The 24,056-nt window shown below is 43.2% G+C and carries 25 protein-coding genes and 1 other RNA gene; 23 read left to right on the forward strand and 3 right to left on the reverse strand.

Annotated features, from left to right (window positions below; translation table 11 throughout):
- Positions 1 to 3 precede the first annotated feature (3 nt).
- From RMO68_RS07630 to RMO68_RS07695, 14 genes are all read left to right on the forward strand, one after another.
- The gene (locus RMO68_RS07630) at positions 4 to 2,199 is read left to right on the forward strand and encodes an NADP-dependent isocitrate dehydrogenase (protein WP_310440129.1); all 2,196 of its coding nucleotides are present in this window, start codon (positions 4 to 6) and stop codon (positions 2,197 to 2,199) included.
- 132 nt (positions 2,200 to 2,331) lie between these two features.
- Positions 2,332 to 3,294, forward strand: coding sequence for a malate dehydrogenase (gene mdh / locus RMO68_RS07635; RefSeq protein ID WP_310440130.1), 963 nt, complete (start codon positions 2,332 to 2,334; stop codon positions 3,292 to 3,294).
- Entirely contained in the window at positions 3,291 to 4,682 is a 1,392-nt protein-coding gene (gene fumC / locus RMO68_RS07640; protein WP_310440131.1) for a class II fumarate hydratase, read from the forward strand. The genes mdh and fumC overlap by 4 nt, the downstream gene beginning before the upstream one ends.
- A gap of 20 nt (positions 4,683 to 4,702) precedes the next feature.
- Positions 4,703 to 5,872: an ADP-forming succinate--CoA ligase subunit beta gene (gene sucC / locus RMO68_RS07645; RefSeq protein WP_310440132.1), complete on the forward strand. Its 1,170-nt coding sequence runs from the start codon at positions 4,703 to 4,705 to the stop codon at positions 5,870 to 5,872.
- Between the two features lie 3 nt (positions 5,873 to 5,875).
- Positions 5,876 to 6,751: a succinate--CoA ligase subunit alpha gene (sucD, locus tag RMO68_RS07650; protein ID WP_310440133.1), complete on the forward strand. Its 876-nt coding sequence runs from the start codon at positions 5,876 to 5,878 to the stop codon at positions 6,749 to 6,751.
- Positions 6,748 to 7,047, forward strand: a complete 300-nt coding sequence (locus RMO68_RS07655) for a heavy metal-associated domain-containing protein (RefSeq protein WP_310440134.1) — start codon at positions 6,748 to 6,750, stop codon at positions 7,045 to 7,047. Before sucD ends, RMO68_RS07655 begins: the two co-directional genes overlap by 4 nt.
- 23 nt (positions 7,048 to 7,070) lie before the next feature.
- Positions 7,071 to 7,400, forward strand: a complete 330-nt coding sequence (locus tag RMO68_RS07660) for a 4Fe-4S dicluster domain-containing protein (protein WP_310440135.1) — start codon at positions 7,071 to 7,073, stop codon at positions 7,398 to 7,400.
- On the forward strand, positions 7,400 to 8,551 hold the full coding sequence (locus tag RMO68_RS07665) for a 2-oxoglutarate synthase subunit alpha (protein ID WP_310440136.1): 1,152 nt from the start codon (positions 7,400 to 7,402) through the stop codon (positions 8,549 to 8,551). The genes RMO68_RS07660 and RMO68_RS07665 overlap by 1 nt, the downstream gene beginning before the upstream one ends.
- Complete coding sequence (locus RMO68_RS07670) at positions 8,551 to 9,405, forward strand: 2-oxoglutarate ferredoxin oxidoreductase subunit beta (RefSeq protein WP_310440138.1); 855 nt, start codon at positions 8,551 to 8,553, stop codon at positions 9,403 to 9,405. The genes RMO68_RS07665 and RMO68_RS07670 overlap by 1 nt, the downstream gene beginning before the upstream one ends.
- Before the next feature lie 9 nt (positions 9,406 to 9,414).
- Positions 9,415 to 9,978 carry a 2-oxoacid:acceptor oxidoreductase family protein gene (locus RMO68_RS07675; RefSeq protein WP_310440140.1) on the forward strand — a complete coding sequence of 188 codons (564 nt, stop codon included), beginning with the start codon at positions 9,415 to 9,417 and terminating at the stop codon, positions 9,976 to 9,978.
- An 83-nt stretch (positions 9,979 to 10,061) separates the two neighbouring features.
- An RNA gene (gene rnpB / locus RMO68_RS07680) (RNase P RNA component class A) lies at positions 10,062 to 10,393 on the forward strand.
- 52 nt (positions 10,394 to 10,445) lie between these two features.
- A complete protein-coding gene (locus tag RMO68_RS07685; RefSeq protein WP_299989990.1) occupies positions 10,446 to 10,703 on the forward strand; it encodes a DUF4160 domain-containing protein in 258 nt (85 codons plus the stop codon).
- Between the two features lie 10 nt (positions 10,704 to 10,713).
- Complete coding sequence (locus RMO68_RS07690; RefSeq protein ID WP_310440141.1) at positions 10,714 to 11,025, forward strand: DUF2442 domain-containing protein; 312 nt, start codon at positions 10,714 to 10,716, stop codon at positions 11,023 to 11,025.
- A gap of 111 nt (positions 11,026 to 11,136) precedes the next feature.
- Positions 11,137 to 12,234, forward strand: coding sequence for a hypothetical protein (locus tag RMO68_RS07695; protein WP_310440142.1), 1,098 nt, complete (start codon positions 11,137 to 11,139; stop codon positions 12,232 to 12,234).
- A gap of 47 nt (positions 12,235 to 12,281) precedes the next feature.
- Here the strand turns inward: RMO68_RS07695 and RMO68_RS07700 are convergent, their stop codons facing one another.
- Both RMO68_RS07700 and RMO68_RS07705 read right to left on the reverse strand, forming a co-directional pair.
- The gene (locus tag RMO68_RS07700) at positions 12,282 to 12,680 is read right to left on the reverse strand and encodes a type II toxin-antitoxin system VapC family toxin (protein WP_310440143.1); all 399 of its coding nucleotides are present in this window, start codon (positions 12,678 to 12,680) and stop codon (positions 12,282 to 12,284) included.
- Entirely contained in the window at positions 12,677 to 12,922 is a 246-nt protein-coding gene (locus RMO68_RS07705; RefSeq protein WP_310440144.1) for a type II toxin-antitoxin system Phd/YefM family antitoxin, read from the reverse strand. The genes RMO68_RS07700 and RMO68_RS07705 overlap by 4 nt, the downstream gene beginning before the upstream one ends.
- A 109-nt stretch (positions 12,923 to 13,031) precedes the next feature.
- On the opposite strand from RMO68_RS07705, the gene RMO68_RS07710 reads away from it, so the two are divergent.
- A complete protein-coding gene (locus RMO68_RS07710) occupies positions 13,032 to 13,166 on the forward strand; it encodes a hypothetical protein (protein ID WP_310440145.1) in 135 nt (44 codons plus the stop codon).
- 26 nt (positions 13,167 to 13,192) lie between these two features.
- Here the strand turns inward: RMO68_RS07710 and RMO68_RS07715 are convergent, their stop codons facing one another.
- Positions 13,193 to 14,698, reverse strand: a complete 1,506-nt coding sequence (locus tag RMO68_RS07715; RefSeq protein ID WP_310440146.1) for an FAD-dependent oxidoreductase — start codon at positions 14,696 to 14,698, stop codon at positions 13,193 to 13,195.
- 129 nt (positions 14,699 to 14,827) lie between these two features.
- Here RMO68_RS07715 and RMO68_RS07720 point away from each other — a divergent pair, with 129 nt between their 5' ends.
- Genes RMO68_RS07720 through RMO68_RS07755 form a run of 8 tightly spaced genes read left to right on the forward strand, consistent with a single transcriptional unit; the run spans position 14,828 to position 24,044 of the window.
- The gene (locus RMO68_RS07720; protein WP_310440147.1) at positions 14,828 to 16,096 is read left to right on the forward strand and encodes a citrate synthase; all 1,269 of its coding nucleotides are present in this window, start codon (positions 14,828 to 14,830) and stop codon (positions 16,094 to 16,096) included.
- 45 nt (positions 16,097 to 16,141) lie between these two features.
- On the forward strand, positions 16,142 to 16,573 hold the full coding sequence (locus RMO68_RS07725) for a CoA-binding protein (RefSeq protein WP_310440148.1): 432 nt from the start codon (positions 16,142 to 16,144) through the stop codon (positions 16,571 to 16,573).
- 9 nt (positions 16,574 to 16,582) lie between these two features.
- Complete coding sequence (gene ilvA / locus RMO68_RS07730; protein ID WP_310440149.1) at positions 16,583 to 17,794, forward strand: threonine ammonia-lyase; 1,212 nt, start codon at positions 16,583 to 16,585, stop codon at positions 17,792 to 17,794.
- Between the two features lie 11 nt (positions 17,795 to 17,805).
- Entirely contained in the window at positions 17,806 to 19,935 is a 2,130-nt protein-coding gene (locus RMO68_RS07735) for a hypothetical protein (protein WP_310440151.1), read from the forward strand.
- Complete coding sequence (locus RMO68_RS07740; RefSeq protein ID WP_310440152.1) at positions 19,936 to 20,817, forward strand: phosphatase; 882 nt, start codon at positions 19,936 to 19,938, stop codon at positions 20,815 to 20,817.
- Positions 20,818 to 20,875: 58 nt separating this feature from the next.
- Positions 20,876 to 21,730, forward strand: a complete 855-nt coding sequence (locus RMO68_RS07745) for an NAD(+)/NADH kinase (RefSeq protein WP_310440153.1) — start codon at positions 20,876 to 20,878, stop codon at positions 21,728 to 21,730.
- Positions 21,730 to 23,271, forward strand: a complete 1,542-nt coding sequence (locus tag RMO68_RS07750) for an AAA family ATPase (RefSeq protein WP_310440154.1) — start codon at positions 21,730 to 21,732, stop codon at positions 23,269 to 23,271. The genes RMO68_RS07745 and RMO68_RS07750 overlap by 1 nt, the downstream gene beginning before the upstream one ends.
- On the forward strand, positions 23,268 to 24,044 hold the full coding sequence (locus tag RMO68_RS07755) for a TatD family hydrolase (RefSeq protein ID WP_310440155.1): 777 nt from the start codon (positions 23,268 to 23,270) through the stop codon (positions 24,042 to 24,044). The genes RMO68_RS07750 and RMO68_RS07755 overlap by 4 nt, the downstream gene beginning before the upstream one ends.
- Positions 24,045 to 24,056: the final 12 nt, after the last annotated feature.

Below are 24,056 nucleotides of genomic sequence, written 5' to 3' on the forward strand. Positions count from 1 at the left end.
CTGATGGCAAAAATCATTTGGTCAGTAATTGATGAAGCTCCGGCATTAGCGACATACTCGCTACTTCCGATCGTAAATGCATTCACACAAGCAGCAGGTGTAGAAGTCGTAACAAGTGATATTTCACTTGCAGGTCGTGTTATCGCAACTTTTCCAGAAAGAATGAGCGATGCTCAACGCATTCCTGACAATCTTGCACAATTAGGTGTAATTGCAACTCAGCCTGATGGTAACATCATTAAACTTCCTAATATTTCTGCTTCGATTCCACAGCTTAAAGCGTGTATTGAAGAGCTTCAATCTCAAGGTTACGATCTTCCTAATTATCCGGAAGAGCCTAAAACAGATGAAGAAAAAGAGATTTTTGCACGTTACGCAACGTGTCTCGGTTCTGCGGTTAATCCGGTACTTCGTGAAGGAAATTCGGATCGTCGTGCGGCGGTTGCGGTTAAAAACTTTGCTAAGAAAAATCCCCACAAACTACGTGCGTGGGAATCTGACTCTAAAACTCGCGTTGCTCACATGAACAGCGGCGATTTTTATGCCAATGAGCAATCCGTTACTAAAAAAGGTGACGGTAAAGTTGTTATCGCACTAAACGGCAAAACTTTAAAAGAGATCAATGCAGTTGATAGCGAAGTACTTGACGGTACATTTATGTCTGCAAAAGCGCTACGTGCATTTTTGACTGAATCGATTACAGAGGCAAAAGAGAAAAACATCCTTTGGTCTATCCACCTCAAAGCAACGATGATGAAAGTATCCGATCCGATCATGTTCGGTCATGCGGTATCTGTCTTCTTTAAAGATGTATTTGAAAAATACGGAGCAGATTTCAAAGAGATCGGTGTTAACCCGAACCTCGGTCTTGGCGATTTGTACAAAAAATTGGCAAAACTCCCCGCTGATAAAAAAGCGGAAATCGAAGCGGCTATTATGGCGGTTTATCCTACACAACCTGCAATGGCGATGGTAGATTCGGATAAAGGGATTACAAACTTACACGCGTCAAACGACGTGATTATTGATGCTTCATTGCCGGTTGTGGTACGTGACGGCGGTAAAATGTGGAATCCGGCAGGAAAAGTTGAGCAATGTATCGTTACGATTCCGGATCGTTGTTACGCAACAATGTACTCTGAAATCATTGAAGATTGTAAGAAAAACGGACAATTCGATGTAACCACTATGGGTTCTGTATCGAATGTCGGTTTGATGGCTCAAAAAGCGGAAGAGTACGGCTCTCACCCGACAACGTTTGAAATCGCAGAAGACGGTGTTATTACTGTTAGCGATGATAGCGGCGTATTGATGACTTTCAACGTAGAAAAAGGTGATATCTGGCGTATGTCGAGAGCAAAAGATATCCCGATCAAAGACTGGGTACGTCTTGCGGTTGAGCGTGCAGAGATCGAAAACGTTCCGGTTGTGTTCTGGTTAGATGAAAATCGTGCTCATGATGCTGAGATCATCAAAAAAGTGAACGCGTATCTTCCTGAGTTTAATAAATCAGGTGTTGAATACCATATTTTGGCACCTGAAAAAGCGATGGCGTTCTCTTTGAAACGCGTACGTGCGGGTCAAAACACTATTTCAGCAACGGGTAACGTTCTTCGTGACTATTTGACTGACTTGTTCCCGATCTTGGAACTTGGAACTTCGGCTAAAATGCTCTCTATCGTTCCTCTTCTTGCAGGCGGTGGATTGTTTGAAACCGGTGCGGGCGGATCGGCTCCGAAACACGTTGAGCAATTCGTAAACGAAGGTCACCTTCGTTGGGATTCATTGGGTGAGTTCTTGGCGCTTGCAGAGTCACTACGTCACATCAATAAAACGAAAAAAGATAACAAGCTAAGCGCTCTTACAGCGGCATTGGACGAAGCAAACGCGGCGTATTTGGATAACAACAAAGAGCCTTCACGTAAAGCGGGTGAACCGGATAATAAAGCGAGTCACTTTTTCTTGGCACAATACTGGGCAAAAGCGTTGGCGGAGCAAACGACTGATGCAGGACTTGCGGCAAAATTTGCTTCAGTAGCTAAAACATTGAGCGAAAATGAAGCTAAAATTATGGAAGAACTTATATCTGTAGAAGGAAAACCTCAAGATATCGGTGGTTATTATCACCCTGATCTTGCAAAAGTAACAGCGGCAATGCGTCCGAGTGCAACGCTTAACGCAATTATCGCATCAATCTAAATTTTTCCGGCATTTGCCGGAAACGTTTTTACTCTGTAGAGTCGGCTCTATAGAGTAAAGGCGATGATATCGTCTTGTAATTGCTTTCTTATCTAGGGAAAGCAATAGCAGTATGACACAAGGAGTAGGAAAATGGTAAAAGGAAAACGCGTCGGGATCGTAGGGGCAGGAAATGTCGGATCGACGATTGCCTACTCACTTGCAATGCTTGGTTCGTGCCATGAAATTATTTTGCGTGATAACAAAATCGAAATTGCTCGTGGAAAAGCGCTTGATATGTCTCAAGCCGCTGCCGCTGTACGATCACACTCAACGGTTATCGTTGCCGAAAGTATGGCAGATATGACCGATTGTGATGTGGTTGTTATTACAGCGGGAAGCCCGCGTCTTCCGGGGATGAGCCGTGATGATTTATTGATGATCAATGCAAAAGTAACCCGTGAAGTAATCGAAGGGGTAGCCAGATACTCACCCAATGCTATTATTATCATGGTTTCAAATCCTCTGGATGCAATGACCTATGTCGCATTGCGTGAGAGCGGTTTTGATCGTAGCCGTGTAATCGGTATGGCGGGTGTTTTAGACAGTGCACGTATGGCGGCATTTATTCAAGAGAAACTTGGATACGGCGGCGGACAGATTCGTGCTTCGGTTATGGGTGGACATGGGGATGATATGGTTCCTCTGCCGCGTTATTCCACGGTTGCGGGGGTTCCGCTCTCCGATGTTCTGACACAAGAAGAGATCGATGAGATCGTACAACGCACCCGCAAGGGGGGAGCGGAAATCGTAGCGCTTCTCCAAACGGGATCAGCCTACTATGCACCGGCAAAATCAACGGCGATTATGGTTGAAGCAATCTTGAAAGACACCAAACAGATCCATCCGTGTGCCGTGTATCTTGAAGGTGAATACGGTTTTCATAATGTTGTAAGCGGTGTTCCTGTCATGTTGGGAGCCAACGGTGCCGAAAAAATTATCGAAGTAACCTTAAATGAGAGTGAAAAAGCGATGTTTGCCGCATCATGTGCATCGGTTCAAGGGTTGATTGATACCTTGAATGCTAATAAATTTTTTGAAGGAGCTAAAGTATGAGTTATCGCATCGAAAAAGATACGATGGGAGAAGTTCGGGTTCCGAACGATACCTATTGGGGGGCACAAACTCAGCGCTCATTGGAGAACTTCCAAATCGGCGAAGAGAAAATGCCGTACGAAATTACAAGAGCATTTTCCTATCTCAAAAAAGCGGTTGCGTTGGTCAACTGTGATTTGGGAATGCTATCACGTGAGAAAGCCGATGCGATTGCTCAGGCTGCGGATGAGATGCTCTCCGGTAAGCTCGATGCGCATTATCCTCTCGTAGTATGGCAAACGGGATCAGGTACTCAGTCGAATATGAACAATAATGAAGTTTTGGCAAGCCGTGCGACCGAAATTCTCGGCGGTGATTTCAGGACTCAAAAATTAGTCCATCCGAACGATGACGTTAACAAATCACAAAGCTCGAACGATACCTATCCGACAGCGTTGCACGTAGCGGCGGTTATTGCAGTTGAGACACGTCTTTTGCCGGCTATCGATCATTTGCGCAAAACATTGATCGCTAAAAGCGAAGCATTCAGCGACATCGTCAAAATCGGTCGTACACACCTCCAAGATGCTACTCCGTTGACACTCGGTCAAGAGATCAGCGGTTGGGTTGAGATGCTTAACAAATGTGAAAAAATGGCGAAAGATTCCCTAGAATCGGTTCGTGAACTTGCCCTCGGCGGAACAGCGGTCGGAACGGGATTGAATGCGCATCCTGAATTAGGATCACGTGTAGCGGCGAAATTGAGTGAACTTACAGGTCATCAATTTGTTACGGCACCGAATAAATTTCACGCGTTGACCTCTCATGATGCGCTTGTATTTGCACACGGCGCACTAAAAGCCCTTGCGGCGGATATGATGAAAATTGCCAATGACGTTCGCTGGTTGGCATCAGGTCCTCGTTGCGGTATCGGTGAGATCACTATCCCTGAAAATGAGCCGGGTTCTTCGATCATGCCGGGTAAAGTCAACCCGACCCAATCTGAAGCGGTGACTATGGTAACCTGCCAAGTTATGGGGAACGATGCATGTATCGGTTTCGCGGCAAGCCAAGGGAACTTCGAGCTTAATGTATTCAAACCGGTAATCGCCTATAACTTTTTGCAATCGGTTCGTTTGCTCGCTGATTCTATCGTGTCGTTCAACGATAACTGTGCGGTAGGGATCGAGCCGGTACGTGATCAAATCGATGCGTATTTGAATAACTCGTTGATGTTGGTAACGGCTCTTAACCCGTACATCGGATATGAAAACGCGGCTAAAATCGCCAAAACAGCACACAAAGAAAACTCAACACTGAAAGAGACCGCGATCAAACTCGGTCTCCTCAGTGCTGAAGAGTTCGATAAATACGTCATCCCTGAAGAGATGACAAGACCAATAGCGTAAACTTATAATAGGAGAAACAGATGAATATTCACGAATATCAAGCAAAAGAATTATTCAAAAAATACAATGTACCGACCTTGCGCGGTCATATTGCATTTACACCCGATGAAGCGGTAAAAGCGGCTCAAGAACTCGGCGGAAATATTTGGGTTGTTAAAGCTCAAATTCATGCGGGTGGACGCGGTTTAGGCGGCGGGGTAAAACTAGCTCGTTCAACTTCTGAAGTACGTGAAATGGCAGCTCAAATTTTAGGGATGCAACTCGTAACACACCAAACAGGGCCTGAGGGTAAACTGGTTCAAAAAGTTTACATCGAAGAGGGTGCCGACATTAAAAAAGAGTACTATCTCGGACTATTGCTTGACCGTGCGCTCGAGATGCCGATCATGATGGCTTCTACTGAGGGCGGTATGGCGATTGAAGAGGTTGCCCATAATACGCCTGAAAAAATTATCAAAGTTTCTATTGATCCGTTGACTGGTTTTCAAAGCTTTCACGGACGTAAATTAGCTTTCGGTTTAGGATTACCGACCGAAGAGATCAATACGTTTATCAAATTTGCCGCGGCACTTTATAATGTTTATATGGATCACGATGCTGAGATGATCGAAATCAATCCGTTGGTAAAAACGGGTGACGGTAAATTCTTGGCTCTTGATGCGAAAATGGGATTCGATAACAATGCCCTTTACCGCCAGTCACAAGTGAACGAGATGCGAGACTTGAGCGAAGAAGAGCCGACGGAAATCGAAGCGGGAAAATTCGGACTCAGCTATATCAAACTTGACGGTGATGTCGGTTGTATGGTTAACGGTGCTGGTCTTGCAATGGGGACAATGGATACGATCAACTATGAGGGCGGTAAACCTGCCAACTTCCTTGACGTGGGCGGTTCGGCGAGTGCGGAAACCGTTGCAAAAGGATTTGATATTATCTTGAAAGATCCGAACGTTAAAGCAATTTTCGTCAACATCTTCGGCGGTATCGTTCGATGTGACCGCGTTGCGAACGGTATTATCGAAGCGACAAAAATCACCAACGTGAACGTTCCGGTTATTGTACGACTTGACGGCACCAACGCTATTGAAGCAGCAGAAATTTTAAACAATGCCGGTATCGCTAATATTGTAGCGGCAACGGATCTCGCAGACGGTGCACGAAAAGCCGTAGCAGCAGCGAAAGGAGAATAATATATGTCTATTTTGGTTAACAAAGATACGAAAGTAATCGTTCAAGGCTTTACAGGTAAAGAGGGTACATTCCACGCTGAGCAATGTCTAGCTTACGGTACAAAAATCGTCGGCGGAGTTACTCCGGGCAAGGGAGGACAAGAACACCTTGGTCAGCCGGTATTTAATACGGTAGAAGAAGCGGTACGTGCTACGGGCGCTACGGTCTCTATGATCTTCGTTCCACCGGCTTTCGTCTCTGACGCGGTTATGGAAGCGGCAGATGCGGGGATCAGCCTTGCGGTAATTATTACCGAAGGGGCACCCGTAAAAGATATGATGTTTGCAAAAGCCTACGCGGTTAAAAAAGACATGATGACAATCGGGCCGAACTGTCCGGGAATCATCACGGCGGATGAGTGTAAAATCGGAATTATGCCGGGGTTCATTTTCAAAAAAGGGAATATCGGTCTTATCTCTAAATCAGGGACATTGACCTATGAATCTGCGAACCAAGTGGTTAAAGAGGGATTCGGTATTACCACGGCGGTCGGTATCGGCGGTGATCCGATCATCGGGTTGAGCTATAAACAATTGTTACCGATGTTCGAAGCAGACCCTGAGACGCACGCCATCGTTATGATCGGTGAAATCGGCGGGGACTTAGAAATCCAAGCGGCGGCGTACATCAAAGAGCACATCACGAAACCGGTAGTTGCTTTTATCGCGGGTCAAACGGCACCAGCGGGAAAACGTATGGGACATGCGGGGGCTATTATCTCCGGCGGTGCTGGTACGGCAGCTGAAAAAATGGCGGCACTCGAAGCGGCAGGGGTAAAAGTTGTTGTTTCTCCGGCGGATATCGGTAAAGCTATTGCTGAAGTAATGGCAAAAAAATGATTACTGTTTTTGAGGTAGCCAATATTCGTTGCGGCGGTTGCGCCAACACGATTACGTCATCCCTCAAAGAAGCAGGATTTAATGAGGTCAGCGTTGACCTTTCGTGCGAGCCTCGCAAAGTAACAGTTGATATTCTTGATGAGGCGCAACTAGCACAGTTTAAGGCAGTATTAAGACGACTCGGCTATCCTCTAATCGGAGAGGAAGAGGGTGCGCTCGATAACGCCGCTCTGAAGCTCAAGAGCTTTGTCTCTTGTGCCGTGGGTAAATTTTCAACTGATAAAGAATCAGATTAATTTTAAAATTGTGAGGAGAACAGATGTTTAAAACGATCAACCCCGGTAACGTCCCTGTATGGGTAAATACCGATAACTGTAAAGCATGTGATATTTGTGTATCGGTGTGCCCATCAGGTGTACTCGGTATGCGTTACGAGCCAACATCGACATTGGGTGCAATGATCTCAGTCGATCATCCGGAATCGTGCATCGGCTGTAATGAGTGTGAACTTTCATGCCCTGACTTCGCAATTTATGTTGCCGATAAAAGCGACTTTAAATTTGCGAAATTAACGGATGAAGCAAAAACACGTCAAGCTGCCGTCATCGCGAATAAATATATGTCTTTAGACCAAGCAGGAGTGAAATAATGGCAAGAGAAGTAATTTCTACAGGTAATGAATTATCTGCACTCGGTGCTTTTGATGCAGGTTGTATGTTCTTCGGCGGATACCCGATTACACCTTCATCGGAAGTAATGCACGAAATGTCTGATCTTCTACCGACAGTCGGCGGAAAATTTATCCAAATGGAAGATGAAATTGCCGGTATTTCGGTTGCACTCGGTGCATCGATGGCCGGTACAAAATCGATGACGGCAACGTCAGGTCCGGGGATCTCTCTTAAAGCTGAACAAATCGGTTTGGCTTTTATCGCGGAAGTTCCTCTCGTTATCGTCAACGTAATGCGTGGAGGCCCCTCAACCGGTCTTCCGACTCGTGTATCCCAAGCTGATATCGGTCAAGCGCAATATCCTACCCACGGTGACTATGCGTCAATTACCTTGTGTGCGGGTTCACTTGAAGAGTGTTACACCCAAACGGTACGCGGATTCAACTTGGCAGAAAAATATATGACTCCGGTATTTGTCCTCTTGGATGAAACGGTCGGTCACATGCACGGTAAAGCGGTTCTTCCTGATTTGGAAGAGGTAAAAGCTAAAATTGTCACTCGTAAACGATATGACGGTAAACCTGAAGATTATCGTCCGTACGATGTTCCTATGAACACTCCTGCGGTATTGAACCCGATGTTTGAAGGGTACCGTTTCCACTTTACGGGTCTTCACCACGGGCCAACCGGTTTCCCGACGGAAGATGCGGCACAATGTCAGTTCAATATTGAACGTCTTGTCGGTAAAATCAATACCGTTGCGGCAGAAAATGACGGGTTAGATGATGAAGCCGATTACGAAGAGTTTATGATGGAGGATGCCGAAGTATGTATGATCGCATACGGAAGTATCTCTCGCGGTGCGAAAGAAGCGGTAATGAAACTTCGCAACGACGGGATCAAAGCAGGTCTTTTCCGTCCAATCGTATTGTGGCCAAGTCCTGAGAAAAAACTCAAAGAGATCGGCGACAAATATAAGAAAATATTCGTAACCGAACTCAATATGGGTCAATACCTCAAAGAGATCGAACGTGTAACGGGTCGAAGAGATTTCGGTACGCTTCACAAAGCAAATGGTCGTCCAATCGCACCGCTTGAAATGGTAGCAAAAGTTAAGGAGATGTTCTAATGGCTTTCAATTACGATCAATATTTACGTATAGATAAAATGCCGACACTTTGGTGTTGGGGTTGTGGTGACGGTGTTATCCTTAAATCGGTTATCCGCGCCATTGACAAAATGGGTTGGGATATGGACAAAGTGTGTGTTGTTTCCGGTATCGGATGTTCAGGCCGCTTTAGTTCTTATATCAACTGTAATACGGTTCATACCACGCACGGTCGTACGATTGCGTACGCTACGGGGATCAAACTAACTCGCCCTGATGCACACGTTATCGTTGTAGCGGGTGACGGTGACGGACTTGCTATCGGCGGTAACCACACGATTCACGGATGTCGTCGTAACATTGATTTGAATTTTATTCTTATCAATAACTTTATTTACGGTTTGACCAATTCTCAAATTTCTCCGACAACTCCACAAGGTATGTGGTGTGTATCGGCGCAAAACGGGAATATCGATCCAACTTTCGATGCGTGTCAGCTTGCTATCGGTGCGGGTGCTTCATTCGTAGCGCGTGAGACGATGCTTGATCCGAAAAAACTTGAAAAAGTTTTCGTGAAAGGGTTCTCACATAAAGGGTTCTCTTTCTTCGACATTATGTCTAACTGCCATATTAACCTTGGCCGTAAAAACAAAATGGCAAGTGCTATGGAAAACCTTGAGTGGATTGACAGCATTACGACTCCATTGAAAAAATGGGAAGCACTTTCACCGGAAGAACAAATGAATAAGTTCCCTACGGGCGTATTGCGTGAAGTTGAGCAAGCGGAATATTGTGAAATGTATGACATGGTCATCGAAGCGGCACAAGGAAAACGTGCAAAAATCACGCAAGACGATTTTGCGAAAAAAATCTAAGGAAAAACCATGAGACATACGATACGATTTACAGGCGTCGGTGGACAAGGGGTTCTTCTTGCCGGTGAGATCATGGCAGCAGCCAAAATCAAACTCGGCGGGCACGGGCTTAAAACAGCTACCTATACCTCACAAGTTCGTGGTGGGGCAACGGTTGTTGATATCACCCTTGATGATAACGAGATTTTTTACCCGTACGCAAATGAGGGTGAGATCGATTTCATGCTTTCCGTTGCTAACGTGAGTTACCAACAATTCAAAAACGGTGTTAAACCGGGTGGGATTATCGTTGTTGAGCCGAATTTGGTTCATCCAACGGAAGAAGACCGCAAAAAGTGGATCATCGTAGAGATTCCGATCATTACCATTGCAAAAGAAGAGGTTGGTAATGTTATTACTCAATCGGTTGTTGCTTTGGGTATTACCAATGAATTTACGGGTGTTCTTGAGCCTGAAACATTGAAAGAAGTCATGCTTTCAAAAGTTCCGAAAAAAGTGCACGAAGTTAACAATAAAGCTTGGGATTTGGGTATCAAATACGCCAAAGAAGCTAAAGCAAAAATCGGAATGTAATTCCACCCTCTCTCCCGTTTCGGGAGAATCTCTACCAAACTCTTTTCAAGCCCTTTCTAATCCATTTTCTTTTATAATTTCAGCAGGTACAACAGGTGATAGCTTGGAACTAGTAATCCCAAGAGGTAAAGTCCGGGCTGCCGTAGGACACGGTTCCATCTAACGGATGGCCATGGTAACATGAGGGATAGTGCAACAGAGAGTATACCGCCTCGCAAGAGGTAAGGGTGAAACGGCGGGGTAAGAGCCCACCAGTCTCACGGGTAACTGTGAGAGCTATGTAAACCCAACCGCGCAGCAAGAAACAGATGGTTAGCGTCCTACATCGCTATTGTTTCGCTAGAGGCCTAGAGTGATCTAGGCAGTAGATTAATTATCACTTCATCCAGAACCCGGCTTACGTTGTACCTACTTACGTTTCTTATGATACAATAATCAAATCTTTATTTATGATTAGGAGTGTTGATATGCCTGAAATCAGTAGCTTTTACGGTATTCGTGTATATATCAACTTTCGTGAACATAATCCTCCCCATTTTCATGCAGAATATGCCGAATTTAAAATCATTGTCTATCTTGATGGTTGGATCGTAGAGGGTAAATTTCCGAAACGTGCTTTGCAAATGCTTTTGGAATGGGCAGAACTTCACAAAGATGAGTTGATCGCAGATTGGAATTTGGCGATGGATAAAAAACTACCACAAAAAATTGAACCTCTTAGATAAGGAGCATAGTATGATTTTAGAAGTAACACATGCAACCTATTTAGACGGATATAAACTCAAACTGGTTTTTAATCATACAATCGAGCGTGTTGTTGATTTAGCACATGAGCTGGAGGGTGAAATATTTGAACCGTTGCATGATATAGATTATTTCAGATCTTTCTTCATCGATTGCGGAACGATCAGTTGGAAAAATGGAGCTGACATCGCCCCTGAATATCTATTCTTTATATCGCAAAGGGTAGGGGAAAAGATTTCTGATGATGAAGTAGAGATGGAGAATAAAGTGAGTGGGCTTTATTCGTTGGGTAATGTAGGATAAAAAAGTAGCCTGTCCCCTTTTGCTTTTGATTTGATTTGACTAGAAAGCTAGATATACTTATATATCTATTATATTTAAGAAGTCATAGATAAATTAATACAAAGTGCGCACATGAAGGATTTTTTTAAACACAATAAGGTGGCTATAGAGAAGTTTATTAACTTTACAACAAAGATAAGTGACCAACCTGAGTACAAGAAATATAACCTACAGCTTTGTAGTAATTTTTTAAAAAGTATCAATGAGAGTTTTCACGGATTATCTTTTGCGGCGAATTGTTCATATAATCTTAAACTCATTGGACAAAACTTTATAGAGGATATATCAGACACTACATACTCTAATGAGACTTATGAAAATGTTCTCATATTCTTGATAAGAATAGCCAAGGAATATGAAATAAACGCAGCATCAAACTTACCACTTAGTGGCGCTAAGTTATTAAAGGAATATTCAGCAGTATCAGAAGATTACCCTGAAAATATCAATGACCAAATCTACTTTACATGGCATGTAATGCCATATGAAATTATCAAGATAAAAAATAATTACAGTTTAGAGATGATACAAAATGGATTTAAAGATGAGATTAAAAAGATTATAAGTGAAGACCTGCCCATAGAAAAAAAAGAAATCAATGAACTTAAAGGCTTTATTGCAGAAGCAATTCAAGTGCTAAAAGACCAAAAGCAAAAGTTTAGTTTTGTTACTTTGAATAAAGCATTTTCCACACTAGAAGAAAGCAAAACAAAGTCAAAATATATAGTATTGACATTATTATGTATATTGGTTAGCTTAATTCTCTACATCCCATATCATTCTTATGAGCAAGCATTAACAATACAAGGAGCTTTCAACGATTTTAATCTAAGTTTAAAAGGACAAGAAAACGCGCCTCTCTTCATTCAGATGTCTCAATACATTCCAATACTTCTTATCGAAGCCATACTTATATATCTGTTTAAAATAGTCTTACACAAATACAACTCTTTGGTTGATCAAATCGTTCAATTAGAAACAAAACAAGCAATTATGCAATTCATTGAAAGCTATGTGGATTATAAAAAGGATAAAAACCTAACAAAAGACGAGTTAGAAAGATTTGAAGAGGTCGTTTTTTCAAAGATATCTCCAAATTTAAAAGATGTCCCCGATTTGCCAAATATTATTACCTTCGTTGAAAGTTTCTCTAAAGCCATTAAAAAATAAAAATAGGGGTCAGCTATTCAATCTTCACTTTTACGTTTGCTTTAATTTCAGATTAATTTGAGTCCCACATCCTCATACTGCTTGAATTTAGAATCATCCGAAACCAACGTATATCCCTGCTGAATACAGTCCCAAATAATCAGTCGATCAAACGGATCTCGATGGTTCTCCATTTTTTGAAGTTTATAAACACTAGACATACTCAGAGGATCAATGCTATGGACTTCAATCCCCATTTGTTTGACAACGTCTTGCAGTTGATCGGGAACTAACCCGTCAAGCTCCAGTTTTCCCAAGCCGTATTTTAAAGCAACTTCCCAAAAGCTGATATTGGTGACAAAGACACCATTTTTTGGATTTTTGAGAAGCTCCAGTTTTTTCGTATCTATCTTGTCTGGGTCAAATATAAGCCATAAGAGAATATGGGTGTCGATGACGTATTTCATAAAGATAAAAGTTCCTCGTCGCTCATACTAAAATCATCACTGAAACGGACACTTCCTTTATTTTTGTACAAACCGAATTTTCGCTCTTCTTTATTCTCAATATAGGGATCGTAGGGGACTATCATCGCTACTTTTTTATGGTTTTTTCCATACTCAATGATAAACGTTTCTCCCTCTTCTTGAACCAAATGCAAAATATTGGAAAAATCACTTTTTAATTGTCCTACCTGTATCGATTGCATGGTATAACCTTTTCTATTTTCGATTATAATAACACTTAATTGACAAGTTGTCAAGTTATCTCTTTAAGAAAATATTCTTTTTTGAGTTGGGTAGGTCTACAATTTAGGAATGAATTTTGCTTATACCTTGATAATATTATTCGATCAAGGAATTGTTATGGGTATCGCTTTATACAGTGTTTATTCGGCTATCTATGAATACATCGAAATTTTCGGCGAAGTATGGGCAGATAAGATTTTCTAACTCTTACTCTCTACCCATTCTCGCATCTATTTTCTTTTCCACAAACTGTGGGGACGGCTCCAAAACGATTCGTGCGGCTTTCCTACATGAATCTCTTCATAATACTCTTTTTCATGTTGCTGCATCGCGTCACGGATAGCGTTTACCGTCCGTTTTTCTGCTTCTATCGGCGCGGTAAGGACGCAATACTCTCCATCGGTCAGTTCATTATTAAACCGCTCTTCATCAAATGTTTTTCCTAAATACTGAACCACGTAGCGAAGGTCACGCTCGGCATTACCCAGACAGCTTGTTGCGCCGGGGGAGGGGGTCATATTAAAGATTATCCCTTCTCCTGTGTTGATAGAGGCTTCGCCGAGAAGAAGTTTTTGCTGTTTCTTGTCGATAACTTGCGGCCGTACCCCACCGAAACCGTGTGCGTACTCAAACTCATCAAGACGTAATGAGGGGACGATTTTTCGGGCATCTTTTAGAAAGAGACGCTTGTTAAAATAGGGAAGCTCAAAGAGAAAGTTGCGGAAGATGTAGTTGCGAATGTCACTCTCGCGCATCAGCTTCCACAATGCGATGATAACATTACGATCCAATCGGAGTGTTTTCCAAAAATCGAGATAGGTTCCTTTGCTAAAGCGTTCTAGCTTCGGGAGAACGAGGGCGGTAGGGCCAAAACGGGTATTTCCGCTTGCGAGAATATCGGGATCACCGTGCAACGCCGCAAAAGGGAGCTTCGGATTTTGGATCATATAAACTTTTCCGTTTAGAATATGTTGGGAGGTGAGATAAAAACTCCCCGCAACAGGAAGACATGCATAATCAAGACCATGACCGATTCCATGTGCGAGATAGAGGCTATGGGCTCCCGCATCCACGACAACAAAATCAGCACTGAACTCTCCCGCTTTACTTCGGACGGTATATCCCCGTGTGGGATTTTTTTCGATGCCGCTTACGGGAGCGTTTAAAAAGAGATCGAGGGTTGTATTCGGCTCATTTTTAGCATTGGTAATAAACGATTGCGCCATTTTGCCGTAATCGACCGTTGTCCACTGACCGATCGCTCCGATTCCGACGATTGTATCAGGGCGTTCGTTTCCCTCATCATCAAAAACGACGCGGGGTTCGAGGACTTTAAGCCTCTCTTTATCCCATACTTCGAGATAAGGGAAAAGTTCAGAAAACTCCTCATAACGGTGTAGAAGAAATTCCACCTCTTCTTCGCCGATACCGAGTGCCATCTTTTGATGGGAAAAAATAATGCTGTTTTGATAACCGTATTGAAGACAATATTTCTCGACCATTTTGGCGGTTCGTTTGGTAATAGAGGCTTTGGAAAGGGTATAGTTGGTTTCAATGTCACCGACATGAATCGTCTGGGAATTGGCGGTTCCTTTAGAGTTTAAGGTTGCAATGTCGCCGTATTTTTCAATAACAGCGATTTTACGTATATCGGTATAGCGCGCCATCTCATATGCCAAGGCGCATCCCGATATTCCCGCTCCGACGATAATAACTTCATAATGGTTTTCTTTCATAAAACCCTTTCAATTACGTGAGAAATAAGGTTATTTTATACTATAAAAGATCAAAAAGTTGTTGTAACAGAAAAATTACGGGAAAAAATGTTATATTACCTCTTAACGTAATCTGAAAAAGGAGATGGTATGAGCACCGTTACCCTCACCGATAACCGCACCGGCAAAAGTTATGAGTTTTCCATTCTTCACCCTAGCGTAGGACCTGATGTTATCGATGTTCGTACCCTCTACAAAGAGACGGGGATGTTCACCTACGATCCCGGGTTTACCTCTACTGCGAGCTGTAGTTCCGCAATTACCTATATTGACGGTGAAAAAGGGGAGTTGCTCTACCGTGGATATGATATTAGCGATTTGGCAACCAAAAAAACCTATTTGGATGTCGCCTATCTCCTTTTGGTCGGAAAGCTTCCGAATGAAAAAGAGAGGGCGGAATTCGATATCGAATTACGGAAGCGCTCCTTTGTCCATGAAGGGCTAAAACGTCTTTTCGACGCCTTTCCTGATAAAGCCCATCCGATGGCAATGATGTCTTCCGCCGTATCGGCACTTTCGACTTTTTATTTTGAACATCTCAACGTGACGACGAATGAAGAGGCTCAAGTAATGGCACGTCGAATTATCGCTAAAATCCCGACATTAGCTGCATTTACCCATCGACGAATGTTCGGAATCCCTTATATTTATCCCGATATTGAACGCCCTTTTACCGAAAATTTTCTTTACATGATGCGCGCGTATCCGGGAGAAAATCTTGAAATTCGCGATGTCGAGGTCAAAGCACTTGATACGATCTTCACCCTCCACGCGGATCATGAACAAAATGCTTCCACTTCTACTGTACGAGCGGTTGCCTCTACGGGAGCACACCCGTATGCATCGTTATCTGCCGGAATCAATGCCCTTTGGGGGAGAGCGCACGGCGGCGCAAATGAATCGGTGATCGCCCAACTCGAATACATCGGAAGCGTTGATAAAGTGGATGATTTTATTGCGCGGGCCAAAGATCCGAATGATGATTTCAAATTGATGGGATTCGGTCATCGGGTTTATAAAAATTTTGATCCGCGTGCCAAAATTCTCAAAAATCTCCTCGATCAGCTTAAAGATGAGCTGGGTGTCAATAATGACTTATTGAAAATTGCCGAGCGAATTGAACAGATTGCGCTTCAGGATGAGTATTTCATTCAGCGCAAACTTTATCCGAATATTGATTTTTATTCAGGATTGATTTTGACGGCTCTCAAAATACCCAAATCGATGTTCACCATCATATTTGTGATCGGTCGCTCGGTCGGATGGATCACCCAATGGATCGAACTCAAAAACGATCCGGAAATGAAGATTGCGCGTCCGCGTCAGCGTTACACCGGCGAGGTGAAAAAAGGTCTTTAAAGATTTTGCTATAATAAGAAACTTTATATGTTTTTAGGAGCCTTTATGGAGTGTGAATTTCCTACTGTTAATGCAACCGATAATGAAATAAAAATGATTTTAGAAAAAGTAAAAACGATTGCCGTTCTAGGGCTCTCTCCCGATTCGAGCAAAGACAGCTACCGTGTTGCCGAATATCTCAAAAATGCGGGTTATACGATTATCCCGGTCTACCCTAAAGAAGAGACTATTTTAGGGGAAAAGGTATACCGTTCACTCGCGGAGATCCCATATGCGGTTGATATGGTCAATATTTTCCGTAAACCCGATGCATTGGATTCCATTGCTGATGCGTGTATCGCACGCGGTGATGTTAAAGTATTCTGGGCACAAAAAGGGATAGTCAATAATGAAGCTGCCGAAAAAGCACGCAGTGCCGGTATGGATGTCGTACAAAATCACTGCAGTATGGTCGAACATCGACTGATACACGGTTAAAGGGAAAAATTGATCGAATTAAACACAATATACGAAGCGCATGAACGGATACGCGGAACCGTTGTTAAAACCCCTTTCGCCTATGCTCCGAGATTGAGCGAACAATGCGGTATTGAAGTCTATCTCAAAAAAGAGAATCTCCAAGTGACCGGAGCATTTAAAATTCGCGGCGCTTACAACAAAATCGCTACTTTGAGCGAATCCGAACGTGCTCAGGGAGTTATTGCCGCAAGTGCGGGGAACCATGCGCAAGGCGTGGCTATGGCCGCTCAAATCTTCGGTATCCAAGCTTTAATTGTAATGCCGGAATCGACTCCGTTGACTAAGATTAACGGGGTGCGCTATTACGGAGCCGAAGTTATTTTGGCCGGGAGCAATTATGATGAAGCGTATGCGTATGCATCCTCCTACGGGCAAAAGCACAGTATGGTATTTGTCCATCCGTTCGCTGATGAAGCGGTTATGGCTGGGCAGGGAACCATCGCATTGGAAATGATTGATTCAATCAAAGATTTGGATGCGATCATTATCCCCGTCGGGGGAGGGGGATTGATTTCGGGTATGGCTTCCGCCATTAAAGCGTTAGCGCCGCATATCCGTGTTATCGGTGTTAACGCAGTGGGGGCTCCCGCAATGCGAGAATCGTATGAAGCTAAAACACCCATAGACAGCACTGCGGTTCGTACTATAGCCGATGGGATCGCGGTTCGTGATACTTCACCTATTACGTTAGGACATATTCTTGAGACGGTTGATGAAATCGTTAGTGTTGATGATGAAGAGATCGCCAATGCGATTTTGTTTTTACTAGAGCGTCAGAAACTTGTGGTTGAGGGGGCGGGTGCTGTCGGGGTTGCGGCATTGCTGCATGACAAACTGAGCCACTATCGGGGCAAAAAAGTAGGAACTGTCCTCAGCGGCGGAAATATGGACGTTACGCTTCTCTCGATTATTATTGAAAAAGGGCTTATCAAATCGGGTCGAAAGATGAAATTGACGGTCACACTGGTCGATAAGCCGGGTGCATTGATGCACCTCACAGAGATGCTGCAAGGACTTAACGCCAATATCGTTCATATCGCGTATGATCGTACTTCTACGACACTGGCGTACGGTGATGCCAATGTTATGATCCATTTGGAGACCAAAGGGCAAGAGCATCAGCAGCAAATTCGTACATTATTAAAAGAACACCGCTATCTCAGTAGCGAAGAGCATTAAGGACTGAGGGGATGGAGGTTCTAAAATTATTCGATTTTAAACAACCGATACTCCTTCTAAAAACACTTTTAAATGGAAATTTGGGCGTTATTGATGCCCAAAACACCCTACGAATTATCCATGCAGGCAACTATGGCGTTATTGACGGCTTCAAAACAAAGATAGTTCATGAACGCTATAGCGGCTGTTTTACGGATATCTCCCTTGATGGGGAGCACTCCGTTTCGGCGGTATCGGGAACCAATCAAGCCTCATTATTTAGCTTATCCAAAAAAGGGCTTCTTAATAAAGTAGGGCGACATGACGGTGAAGTGGAGAGTGTCGGGTTCGATCCCGAAGGGCGCTATTGCGTTACATGCGGAAAAGACGGCAAAGCATTCGCATGGGTAATAGAAACTTCACGTTTGGCGTTTACCCTTCCTGAACATTCCGACGTTATCAGTACGGTTTCATTTCATGATAACGGACAATGGGTTGCTACGGGAAGCTATGATAAAAGCATTAAACTGCTTAATACCTCGACCATGCAACAGTCGATGAAACTGCTCGGACATTCGAGTAAAATTGTGGAGATTATCTTCTTACCGCATGCCCATATTCTCTCCGTCGAACGTGAGGGCGGGTTGATTGTTTGGGATATGAACAGCGCTAAAGTTTTCAAACGCCTCCCTAAAATGAATGATGATGTCACCTCGATGTGTATCAGTTCCGATAAACAGTTCGTTTTCGTCGGGACTAAACTCGGCTATATCGGACTCTACGATATGCAGAGCATGGAACAAATTACTCCCCGCTACATTAAAGAGAGTGAAGAGATAACTTCACTTACCTTCTTAGAGAATCCGCTCCGTTTGGCTGTCGGCACCATAGAGGGTAAAATCCGTATTTATGCCCTTAAAGAAGATGAAGCGAAGTATACGCAGATGATTCGTGAGCAGCAATACAATACGTTTTATGCCGCAGTCGAAGCAAATCCGATGCTCCTGTATTCAGAGGCTTACGTACTTGCAGAGCAAATATGGTTAGAAGTTCTTGAAGAAGCTCGTCATTGCATTGAAAAAAGTGAACGTCAAAAACTCATAGATCTATTCTCTCTCTACAGCGAAGTTCCGAAAAAAAATGCCATTATCAGCCAAATACTCAGCTCGTATGAAAAATATGAGCAATTCCAAACTTATGTGATGGAGGGGCATCTTCCTCTAGCCTATTCTTTAGCCAAACAATATCCTGCACTGCAAGAGACAGAGCTCTATCTAAAATTAGAACGAAGATGGAAAAAGTTATTTTTCAAGGCGCAAGAGCTTATCTTAGAGACAAGAGGCGATGAGCAGGCACGACAGTTATTGTCCCCATTCCGAGGAATATCAGAAAAAACCGTACTCATTCAACAGCTCTTTGAACAACGTAAAATGTACGCCTATATCAAAAAGATTCTTGGACAACATGATTATGCGAAATTTTTTGCTCTTGTCAAAATGCACCCATTTTTGAAAGAGTTTGCAGAATACGCTTCCGTCATGGAGTACGCCAATATGCTTTTTTTTCAAGCTCAAAAAGCATATAACAACGGTGATTATGCGACGGCTAAAAAAGCGTGTAAAATTTTAGTTTCTTTTCCTGACTTTGCAAAAGAGGCTCAGGAAATGGAAGATACCATACGTGTAAAACACCTTTTTTACGATGCCATAACATCAAAAAACCTCTCCAATGCGTTCTCTTATCTCAGTACTTATCCTCTGCTGTATGATGTTCCTGAGGCTAAATTATTAGAACATCAATGGAATGAGATTGTCGATGATGCACGACGATTTGCTTCTATCGGGAGCGCGCAGGAGACACTTGAAATTTTTCAGCCTTATTTTGACGTACGGGACAAATATGCGGCTATGGCAGCGGTAATTTCACAAGCCTATTGTGTTCAGCTCGAGCAAAAAATCCAATTCAAACTCCCTCAAGAGATCATTGAAAACGGTATACAAAATTATGTTGAAATCTTCGGAATCGATGAGGGTATCCGAAGTGTATGCGATTATTTTAAATTGTTATATCAACCCACCCTTGATCTGGAACAGCTCAACCAAGGCTCCTTGCAAGCATGGATCCCTTCTAATATCTTACACGACATTACACAGCGAGTTTAAATGATCGCCGTTGATTTGGGATCGAATACGATCCGATTTATCGAATATGACGGTGTTTATTGGGGAAAAAGTTTTGAAAAAATTGTAAGAACCGCAGAAACGCTCCAAAATACCAATCGAATTTCAGATCAGGCACTTCATCGGATTATTGATGCGATCAATGAAGCCAAAGCCCATATCGATTTTTCCCATCAAAGTGTCGAAGCCTACACTACCGCTGCCATGAGGCTCGCCTCTAACAGTCACGATATCATTGATAAGATCAAAACTGAAACCGGTATCGTATTTAAAATCATTACCTCTGAAAAAGAGGCTGAACTTACTTTGAGTGCCGTTCGTTATCGTCTACATCAGCTCTCACTTGAGCCTGTATCGTTTCTTCTCGCCGATATCGGCGGTGGGTCTACGGAACTCATACAATACCTAAACGATACCTCTCACTCCATAAGTTTAAATATCGGAATCGTAACCCTCTCAGAAAGTGTCTTTACCGAATCGCAGCTCAAGGAAAAAATTCAAATTTTTAAATCAAAAATCCGAGAGTCACTCCACTTATCCAAACTGCTCCAGCTCGTCCTTACGGCAGGAACCCCCACAACAATCGCCGCTTATTTGAACGGAATGGATTATAAAAGTTATGATCCAAAAAAAATAAATGGATATGTCCTATCACTACCCGCTTGCTACAGCGTCTATAATGATCTATTAAAGATGGATGAGGAAACACGAGCACGTTACGTGGGGGTAGGGAGAGAAAATCTTATTATTGCCGGTATTTTAATGGTAACGGCAATCTATGAGGTGCTTCATACTCAAGAAGCCATTATTATTGATGATGGATTAAGAGAAGGGATAGCGTTAGAATATTACAAAGTGCACTAAAATTTTGACCATCCCGCGAAGTTAGCTATAATAGAAAATAAAAAATGGGGGCGGAATATTGAAATTAACTAATATTAAACGTGTCGGAATCCTTTTACGCCCCTCAACCCCTGAGCTAAAAGATATGTTTTTTGAAGCAAAGCGAATCTTCGAATCACGAGGTATAGAGGTTATCATCGATAACATCAGCGGTGGGATGATCGGGTCAATGGGGCAGCCTTTTGAAATGATGTGCCAAAATTCCGACTTTCTAGTAACCATTGGTGGAGATGGAACCCTAATATCCGCCGTTCGCCGTTCGTATCGCTATCAACTCCCAGTTTTAGGTATTCATGCCGGAAAACTCGGCTTTCTAGCCGATCTCGATTTTTCTGAGCTTGAATCTTTTGTGGAAAAAATGTTAGCGGGGGAGTACCGCATTGATCAACGCGCCGTTTTACAAGCAACCATCGTCACCCCAAGCGGTGAAAATGAAATTTTTGCATTTAATGACATCGTTTTGACACGCCCCTCCATTGCTAAAATGATTCACCTCGAAACATTTGTCGATGGACGCAGCTTTAACACCTATTACGGCGACGGCGTGGTTATTTCTACACCGACAGGCTCGACCGCTTATAATCTCTCAGCCGGAGGCCCCGTACTTTTTCCTCTTACGCAAGTTTTTTCCTTAACCCCCATTTGTCCTCACTCTCTAACCCAACGTCCTGTGGTATTGCCGGGACATTTCGAGATTGAGATGAAAACACCCGATCCAAGTGCGTTGGTCATTATCGACGGACAGGATTTGGTAGAGATCAGCGATAGCGATACGGTACATATTAAACTAGCAGACGGAGCGGCTCATTTAATTCACCGTAAAGAGTTTAATTATTTTGAAGTTCTTAAAGAAAAATTGGGGTGGGGGAATTAATGATCGAGAGGTTTTATCTCAAGGAATTTTTAACCTTTAAAGAGGCCGATTTAGAATTTCATCCGGGTCTGGTTGTCTTTACGGGACCTAGCGGGAGCGGAAAATCGATTCTAATGCGTTCGATTTTGGCATCTGTCGGACTGGAAAACGTTGAGGCACAGATTTGTGAATCGAGTGTTTCATGGAGTATCGACGAAGAGCGTTACGGACTGCAGAATGAACCTCTCAACATTTTTCGACATGTTAAAAAAGAGAAAACCCGCTATTTTATCAACAACCAAAGCACATCAAAATCATCAATGGAATCAATCAGCTCCGGCTATCTAAGACATCTGAGTCTCAAAGATTACAGTGATTTTGAACCCTCTGCATTGCTCTCTTTGCTGGATGAGCGAATCGGTATCCATCAACCTGCACACACTCTGTTATTAGAATCACACTGCAGTCAATACACCCATTACAAAACTCTCTGTGATGAGCTGAATGTTATTGAAGAAAAAGAAAAAAATCTTGCCGAACTCAAAGAGTTCGCCCTTTACGAGATCACTAAAATTGATGCGATCAAACCGTGTATCGGGGAAGATGAAGAGTTAAATCAAATCAAAAAACAGCTCTCAAAAAAAGAGAAAATCGAAACGGCTATCACACAAGCACAGGCTATTTTCACCCATGAATCGCATGTCAGTAGCGCACTAAGTTTATTAGAAGCAGAGAGTGCCTTCTTCGATGATGCCATGAATGAGTTACGAAATCTCTTTGAAAGTTCGATGGAACGTCTCGAAGAGTTGGAAGAGATTTCCGTCGAATCCGTATTAGACCGTATTGAACAGATTTCAGAGCTAAAGCGGCGCTATGGCAGTGTGGAAGAGGCTCTCGCGTATCGTGATCAAAAAGCTCATGAACTTCAATCGTATGAGAGTATTGAACACTCTAAAAGCGATTTGATCAAACGTATCGCAACCTTAAAAGGATCGCTAGAACACTCTGCACAAGAACTCTCTCGTGCACGTCTTGAGACCCTTAATGCAACTCTTGCAACCCTTAATGGCTATTTGGGAATGCTTTATTTGCGTGAAGCCACATTAGAACTCGCCCCTTGCACACTCAATGCAAGCGGAAGTGATAAAGTCTTACTCGGTCTTTCAGGGACAAAACTGGATAAACTCAGTTCAGGAGAATTCAACCGTTTACGCTTGGCATTACTGGCACTAGGGGTTGAAAGTATGGAAGGGAGCGGCGGAGTATTGATGCTCGATGAGATTGATGCGAATTTGAGCGGGGAAGAGTCTATGAGCGTCGCCAAAGTATTGCGCCATTTATCCTCCCGTTATCAAATTTTCGTTATCTCTCACCAGCCACAGCTTACCTCAATGGGGCAGCAGCACTTTTTAATCTATAAAGACGACGAAAGTCGAGTCCGCGAACTGAACGAAAACGAGCGGATCGAAGAGATTGCCCGTATTATCAGCGGCGATAGTGTCAGCGAAGAAGCACGCGGGTTTGCGCGCGATTTGTTTGAACGCTCACGAGGAATAGTATGATTATCGATACGCATGTTCATTTGGATGATGAACGCTATTTGGAAGACTTCGATGCCATGATGGAACGTGCACATGATGCGGGAGTGGAAGCTTTTATTATCCCTGGAGCCCACCCTAGTACCTTACAACGTGCCGTAGAAATATGTGAACAATATGAAAATGTTTATTTTGCAGTCGGAGTCCACCCTTACGACAAGGAGAATATCGATTCTATCGATTTTGATCTTTTTGCATCTCATAAAAAATGTGTCGCTATCGGTGAATGCGGGTTAGATTATTTTCGTCTTGAGGGGTCAGAAGAAGAGAAACATATTGAGAAAAAGGCCCAATATGATGTTTTTCGCCGCCAAATTCGGCTGGCAAAACGCTTTCAAAAACCGTTAATTGTCCATATCCGTGATGCTAGTCACGATGCAAAAACCGTACTGCTCGAAGAAGGAGCCGGTGAGATCGGCGGTGTTTTACACTGTTACAACGCAGATGATGAGCTTTTATCCCTCTCGAGTGAAGGCTTTTATTTCGGTATCGGAGGCGTAGTTACCTTTCAAAATGCCAAAAAACTCATCAACATTCTCCCGCGTATTCCGCTTGAAAAACTTTTGATCGAAACCGACGGTCCCTACCTTACCCCTCATCCCCATCGCGGGAGCCGAAATGAGAGTGCCTATACCCTTTACATCGCGGATAAAATGGGAGAGCTTTTAGGAAAAAATAGCGCTGAAATAGCGACACTTACAACACTGAACGCTAAAAAGCTGTTTGCGTTAGGCTAGGGAAGAGGAGAG

The sequence above is a fragment of the Sulfuricurvum sp. genome (assembly GCF_031427015.1).
Lineage (GTDB): Bacteria > Campylobacterota > Campylobacteria > Campylobacterales > Sulfurimonadaceae > Sulfuricurvum.

Excerpts from the sequence above, each read along its gene's own strand:
- RMO68_RS07660 (WP_310440135.1), top strand. The coding sequence starts at position 7,071 with ATGTTTAAAACGATCAACCCCGGTAACGTCCCTGTATGGGTAAATACC.
- RMO68_RS07655 (WP_310440134.1), top strand. The coding sequence starts at position 6,748 with ATGATTACTGTTTTTGAGGTAGCCAATATTCGTTGCGGCGGTTGCGCC.
- RMO68_RS07665 (WP_310440136.1), top strand. The coding sequence starts at position 7,400 with ATGGCAAGAGAAGTAATTTCTACAGGTAATGAATTATCTGCACTCGGT.
- fumC (WP_310440131.1), top strand. The coding sequence starts at position 3,291 with ATGAGTTATCGCATCGAAAAAGATACGATGGGAGAAGTTCGGGTTCCG.
- RMO68_RS07710 (WP_310440145.1), top strand. The coding sequence starts at position 13,032 with ATGAATTTTGCTTATACCTTGATAATATTATTCGATCAAGGAATTGTT.
- sucC (WP_310440132.1), top strand. The coding sequence starts at position 4,703 with ATGAATATTCACGAATATCAAGCAAAAGAATTATTCAAAAAATACAAT.
- RMO68_RS07690 (WP_310440141.1), top strand. The coding sequence starts at position 10,714 with ATGATTTTAGAAGTAACACATGCAACCTATTTAGACGGATATAAACTC.
- RMO68_RS07675 (WP_310440140.1), top strand. The coding sequence starts at position 9,415 with ATGAGACATACGATACGATTTACAGGCGTCGGTGGACAAGGGGTTCTT.
- RMO68_RS07735 (WP_310440151.1), top strand. The coding sequence starts at position 17,806 with ATGGAGGTTCTAAAATTATTCGATTTTAAACAACCGATACTCCTTCTA.
- RMO68_RS07670 (WP_310440138.1), top strand. The coding sequence starts at position 8,551 with ATGGCTTTCAATTACGATCAATATTTACGTATAGATAAAATGCCGACA.
- RMO68_RS07695 (WP_310440142.1), top strand. The coding sequence starts at position 11,137 with ATGAAGGATTTTTTTAAACACAATAAGGTGGCTATAGAGAAGTTTATT.
- RMO68_RS07715 (WP_310440146.1), bottom strand. The coding sequence starts at position 14,698 with ATGAAAGAAAACCATTATGAAGTTATTATCGTCGGAGCGGGAATATCG.
- RMO68_RS07755 (WP_310440155.1), top strand. The coding sequence starts at position 23,268 with ATGATTATCGATACGCATGTTCATTTGGATGATGAACGCTATTTGGAA.
- RMO68_RS07630 (WP_310440129.1), top strand. The coding sequence starts at position 4 with ATGGCAAAAATCATTTGGTCAGTAATTGATGAAGCTCCGGCATTAGCG.
- RMO68_RS07700 (WP_310440143.1), bottom strand. The coding sequence starts at position 12,680 with ATGAAATACGTCATCGACACCCATATTCTCTTATGGCTTATATTTGAC.
- RMO68_RS07750 (WP_310440154.1), top strand. The coding sequence starts at position 21,730 with ATGATCGAGAGGTTTTATCTCAAGGAATTTTTAACCTTTAAAGAGGCC.
- RMO68_RS07725 (WP_310440148.1), top strand. The coding sequence starts at position 16,142 with ATGGAGTGTGAATTTCCTACTGTTAATGCAACCGATAATGAAATAAAA.
- RMO68_RS07705 (WP_310440144.1), bottom strand. The coding sequence starts at position 12,922 with ATGCAATCGATACAGGTAGGACAATTAAAAAGTGATTTTTCCAATATT.
- RMO68_RS07720 (WP_310440147.1), top strand. The coding sequence starts at position 14,828 with ATGAGCACCGTTACCCTCACCGATAACCGCACCGGCAAAAGTTATGAG.
- mdh (WP_310440130.1), top strand. The coding sequence starts at position 2,332 with ATGGTAAAAGGAAAACGCGTCGGGATCGTAGGGGCAGGAAATGTCGGA.
- sucD (WP_310440133.1), top strand. The coding sequence starts at position 5,876 with ATGTCTATTTTGGTTAACAAAGATACGAAAGTAATCGTTCAAGGCTTT.
- RMO68_RS07740 (WP_310440152.1), top strand. The coding sequence starts at position 19,936 with ATGATCGCCGTTGATTTGGGATCGAATACGATCCGATTTATCGAATAT.
- RMO68_RS07685 (WP_299989990.1), top strand. The coding sequence starts at position 10,446 with ATGCCTGAAATCAGTAGCTTTTACGGTATTCGTGTATATATCAACTTT.